The following is a 4,954-nucleotide window of genomic DNA, read 5'->3' as shown; positions in this document are numbered from 1 at the left end:
ATAAGGTTTTTCCTACGACCTCCGACTTAGACGTGGACTTAGTCAGTTCCACGCTTCTCATAATCTAAACAATTTAATTGCCGAGAGGGACTGGACAGGCAGGGAGCAAAGGTATGAATATAACTGAAAACATGGCTCAAGAGTTGATTGCAACCTACAACTCTGGTGATGAAGGTAAAACTTATCAAAAAGCGAAAGAACTTCTTGGCAGATTCAAAAGGGATCAGTACCTCTTCACTTACGCTGAGCATCATTATTTAATGGCTAAGGCGTTTTATTATCTTTTTGCAACCATTAATGAATCTATTGGACAAGATGGAACATCTGTGGTGAAACTCATTTATTACCATCTGATGGAAAACTACTTGAAAAACGCTGATGCAGATGCATCTACTCCACAATATAGAGACCTTTTAGGGGGTTGTCAGCTTGGACTTGTTATCATGATCAACTATGGACAATTTATTATGGACCATATACTCACAGGAGTTTGTCATATTGTGCCAGGCTATTCACAAGATCGCCTGTTTGACCAGATTCTGCTATTCAATAGCATAATAGATAGAGCCGAAAATGTTTACAACTTCCATTATATTTCTGATAGCTTAGTAGACAGGGATTACCAAAAAGTAAAGAAAGGTCTAATGAAACTTTCACTGAAAACCGCAGACTTCGATGCATTGAAGCAAAGATGTAACGAAGTAATCGAGGGTAACTCTCCTTATATAAAACATTCTTTCCCAATACCTGCAGACTATGAGTAAAATCGGAAATGACGAGCAACAAAAGTTAGGCGTGGCTGTCAACTTGATAGCATGTTACTGCTATGGTAATGAAGAAAAGGCTTTGCAACAAGCAAGGACTCTTCTTGATATGTTCAAACAAAATCAGTACCAGTTTACTACATACAGGCATCCATATCTACTGGCAAAAGCATTCTATTTTCTGCTAAGGGTTTTTATGAATAAGGATTTGTCGGAAGAAGATGATACAGCTGTAGCGAAATTAGTTTATTTCTATATTCTTAGAAATTATTTGGTAAATAATAAATGTACTCCATCTGATGAAATGTATGAAGACTATATAGGTGGTTGCCAATTTGCTGTTGTCATCATTGTAAAATGCTTTAAATTTATTTCAGAGACTATTTTCCCCAAAATAGGCTTAACGGCACACAGTTTATATACCCAATTAGCGTTTTTCTATAATATCTTAGAAAATGCAGGAATAACGCATATTCCTCTTTTTGTTGAGAAAAAACTCACTGAGGATTATAATGAAATTATTGCTGCAATTTCCGAGGATATGCATGAAACAACAGACTTTACCAAATTAAAGCAAGATAACACAATAATAATCGCTGGCATAGCAACCTATTTGGCGGGTAGTTTTCCATTTGCCAATGGGAAATCGCTATGGAAAACAAATTGTAAATAAAGACACAAAAGTAATTATGATGATCTATATAATCATAGCAGCAGTAATCATTCTGCTCATTTACATTCGCTCTCAAAAGAGATCACAGATAAAAGAGACTAAACGACTCGTATCTAAAAATCAATACATAGATGCAGCTGGACACACAAGAGAATGGCCTGTCGGGGCATTTATTATGCAAGGCAGAGGACTTAGACCTTTTCATAATTTCTATAATAGTACGCCAATAGAAAGACTTCTCGAACTTGAACAACAAGGCTATTCTTTCTTGTTCAATCCTGATTCAGAACTTCCACCCTCTATGCAACGGGCTGTAATCGCTTTTTATCAAAAGGATGGTGTCTATACGGGTATCTATTCTGAAGAAGATGTTGAGAAGTTAGATAAAACGGGAATTAAGTATATCAGACTGATCAATAAAAAGTAAGTGAGACTATATAAAGCCCAGAAAATTGATATTTATGATTTTCAGGGCTATTTTTGTCTCTCAGAATCTTGAGACCTATGCGTCTCTCCTTTTGTCTACATCTATCCGACATCAACAAGAGCAAGGAGGTGACGGATAAGGTTACGGGAGAGACCAAGACCATCAAAGTAAGGGACGGACACGCCATACAGATGGCGAATGCCAAGATAGAAGAGATACGGCAGGGCTTTGTTGATTGGCTCGGACGCACACCCGACACGTTCAAGCAGCAACTCTCCGACAGGTACAACCGCCTTTTCAACTGTTTTGTGCGACCCAACTTTGACGGTACGCACCAGACGTTTCCCGACCTTGACCTCAGAAGGTTGGGCATTGCCGACCTCTACAAGAGTCAGAAGGATGCCGTATGGATGCTCAAAACCAATGGCGGCGGTATCTGCGACCACGAGGTGGGAGCGGGCAAGACGCTTATCATGTGTACGGCAGCCTACGAGATGAAGCGCTTGGGACTCTCAAACAAGCCGATGATTATCGGGCTGAAGGCAAACGTCTTCGATATTGCCGACACTTTTAGGAAAGCTTATCCCAATGCTAAGGTACTCTATCCAGGTAAGAACGATTTTAATAAGCAGAACCGCCAGCGGATCTTCAACGACATCAAGAACAACGACTGGGACTGTATCATACTCACGCATGAACAGTTCGGCATGATACCGCAGGCCTTGGAGATACAGGAAGCGATTATGCAAAAGGAACTGGACTCCGTGGAAGAGAACCTCGAGGTGTTGCGACAACAAGGAAGAGACATCTCCCGTGGTATGCTCAAAGGCTTGGAGAAGCGCAAGCAGACACTTGAAGCCAAGTTGCAGAACATACAGGACAGCATCGCAGAAAGAAAGGACGATGCCGTGGATTTCAAGATGATGGGTATCGACCATTTATTCGTGGATGAGAGCCACCAATTCAAGAATCTGATGTTCAACACTCGCCACGACCGTGTATCGGGCTTGGGCAATCCTGACGGCTCACAACGTGCGCTCAATATGCTTTTTGCTATTCGCACCATACAAGAGCGGTCGGGCAAGGACTTGGGGGCAACCTTCCTTTCGGGAACTACTATTTCCAATAGCTTGACTGAACTATATCTTTTGTTCAAGTACTTGCGCCCGCAAGCCTTGGAAAAGCAGGGCATCAACAGTTTTGACGCATGGGCAGCGGTATTTGCCAAGAAGTCCACCGACTATGAGTTTTCCATCACCAATGAGATTATTCAGAAGGAACGCTTCAGAACATTCATCAAAGTGCCTGAGCTGGCTTCGTTCTATGCGGAAGTATGGGAGTAGAAAGCAGAAAATGGCATAAAAGTCATATCTGACTGAAATACAGCGGATATTGCTTGTTTCTTCTTAGGGTTGCATCATAGAAAACAGGCAGAAAAGGGAGCGAAAAGGAGGGAGTTCAGTTACCAAATCGTTCGACAAACGATGGAAGGTAAAGGACGGCTGAAAGTGGTAACTAAAACGGTGTTTTCTCTTTCATTATCAGTGTTTTGCATCGATCAAAGTTCCTCAAAGAAGTGTAATTTTGCAAGCAAAAAACAATGGAAAAAGAAAAATTCAAGCTGCTTTTCTACCTCAAGAGAGGTACGCAGGACAAAAACGGAAAAAGTCCCATCATGGGACGCATCAGCGCAGGACGCTCTATGGTACAATTTAGTTGCAAATGCTCGTGTACTCCTCGTTTGTGGGACAGTCGCAAAAACCGACTGCTGGGCAAGAGTGCCGAAGCCGTATCGGTAAACAAGGAACTTGACCGCCTACAAGTGAGCATACACAAGGTTTATGAGTCTCTTTCGGGTAAATCCGATGCTCCCATCACGGCAGAGCGAGTACGGGAGCTTGTATTCGGACTGAACAGTGAGTCACAAGGACTGCTTTATCATACGGACGAGTATATCGACCGCTTCCGTGAGCGTGTGGGCATAGACCGCAGCGAACGCAGACTAAAATGCCTGTTGCTCTTTCACAAGCATCTGGCAAACTTCGTCAGGTATCGCTACCGTGTGGAGGATATTCCCGTGCAGAAAGCCGACATCGCCTTTATCAAAGACTTGGAGGACTACTTCGCCAAAGAAAAGGGATTCAAGCTCAACACTTCGGCTGGTTATCTCTCCATGCTGGCTTCCTTGCTCAAAGACCTGTATAAACGGCACATCATTGACACCTATCCCTTCATCAACCATTCCATTCGTTGGGAAGCGGGTACTCCACGTTACATCACGAGGGAGGAGGTAAGCCGTATCGCAGCCTTGGGAGAAGACGAACTGCAAGGCTATGAAAAAGTGTCGAGGGACATGTTCCTTTTCTCCTGCCTGACGGGACTTTCCTATACCGACGTGTATCACTTGACGGAGCAGCACATCTTTCACGAAGCGGGAATGACTTGGATACGCAAGCCGAGAATGAAGACGGGCAACGTATGCCACATCCCCCTACTTCCCGAAGCCACTGCCATTATCGAGCGTTATCGGGGCATTCACACGAGGGCTTTCCGACACGAACCGCCCAAGGGGTATCTGCTGCCCATACCCGGATGCGACACGGTAAACATACACCTCAAAAAGATAGCACGGCTTTGCGGTATTCAGAAAACGCTGACCTATCACATGGCACGGCATACCTTCGCATCTCAGATGACACTGTCGGAGGGCGTGTCCATTGAGAGCGTTTCCAAAATGCTCGGACACAGTCAAATCAAAACCACGCAAGTGTATGCGGAGACTTCTCCCGAGCGTGTCTTTCTGGACATAGAGAAAATACTTCCACAACTCGCACATTATCAACTGACCAACTAAAACCGCAGAACAATGAAAAGTACATTTTCCATATTATTCTACACGGACAGAAGCAAGACCAATGAACACGGAGTATGCGTAATCCGTTGCCGTATCACCTGCAACGGCACGTCCTCATCGTTTTCCACGCAGTTGCAAACTTCCCCCGATGAGTGGCTTGCCCGAAAAGGGCGCATCAAGGCGACAGCAGGTAATTCAAGCGGCATCAATCTGCAACTGAACTCAATCGAAGAGTG

Annotated in this window: 5 protein-coding genes and 1 pseudogene; all 6 read left to right on the top strand. The window is 43.8% G+C overall.

Annotated elements, in window-relative coordinates:
• Window positions 1–113 precede the first annotated feature (113 nt).
• Window positions 114–764, top strand: a complete 651-nt coding sequence (locus H515_RS0112685) for a hypothetical protein (protein ID WP_028902043.1) — start codon at window positions 114–116, stop codon at window positions 762–764.
• Window positions 757–1,437 (top strand): hypothetical protein, encoded by a 681-nt coding sequence (locus tag H515_RS0112680; RefSeq protein ID WP_025878256.1) that lies wholly within the window; start codon window positions 757–759, stop codon window positions 1,435–1,437. Before H515_RS0112685 ends, H515_RS0112680 begins: the two co-directional genes overlap by 8 nt.
• Before the next feature lie 16 nt (window positions 1,438–1,453).
• Window positions 1,454–1,864 (top strand): hypothetical protein, encoded by a 411-nt coding sequence (locus tag H515_RS0112675; protein ID WP_161625409.1) that lies wholly within the window; start codon window positions 1,454–1,456, stop codon window positions 1,862–1,864.
• Between the two features lie 101 nt (window positions 1,865–1,965).
• Window positions 1,966–3,207: pseudogene (locus H515_RS0112670) on the top strand (DUF2958 domain-containing protein); the annotation flags it as partial.
• 257 nt (window positions 3,208–3,464) lie between these two features.
• Window positions 3,465–4,718: a site-specific integrase gene (locus H515_RS0112665; RefSeq protein ID WP_028902040.1), complete on the top strand. Its 1,254-nt coding sequence runs from the start codon at window positions 3,465–3,467 to the stop codon at window positions 4,716–4,718.
• A 12-nt stretch (window positions 4,719–4,730) separates the two neighbouring features.
• Window positions 4,731–4,954, top strand: a 224-nt coding sequence (locus tag H515_RS13665; RefSeq protein WP_036892004.1) for an Arm DNA-binding domain-containing protein, incomplete at its 3' end; no start/stop codon positions are given.

The organism is Prevotella corporis DSM 18810 = JCM 8529, assembly GCF_000430525.1.
In the GTDB taxonomy this organism is placed as follows: domain Bacteria; phylum Bacteroidota; class Bacteroidia; order Bacteroidales; family Bacteroidaceae; genus Prevotella; species Prevotella corporis.
This window is presented reverse-complemented; position numbering and strand designations above follow the sequence as displayed.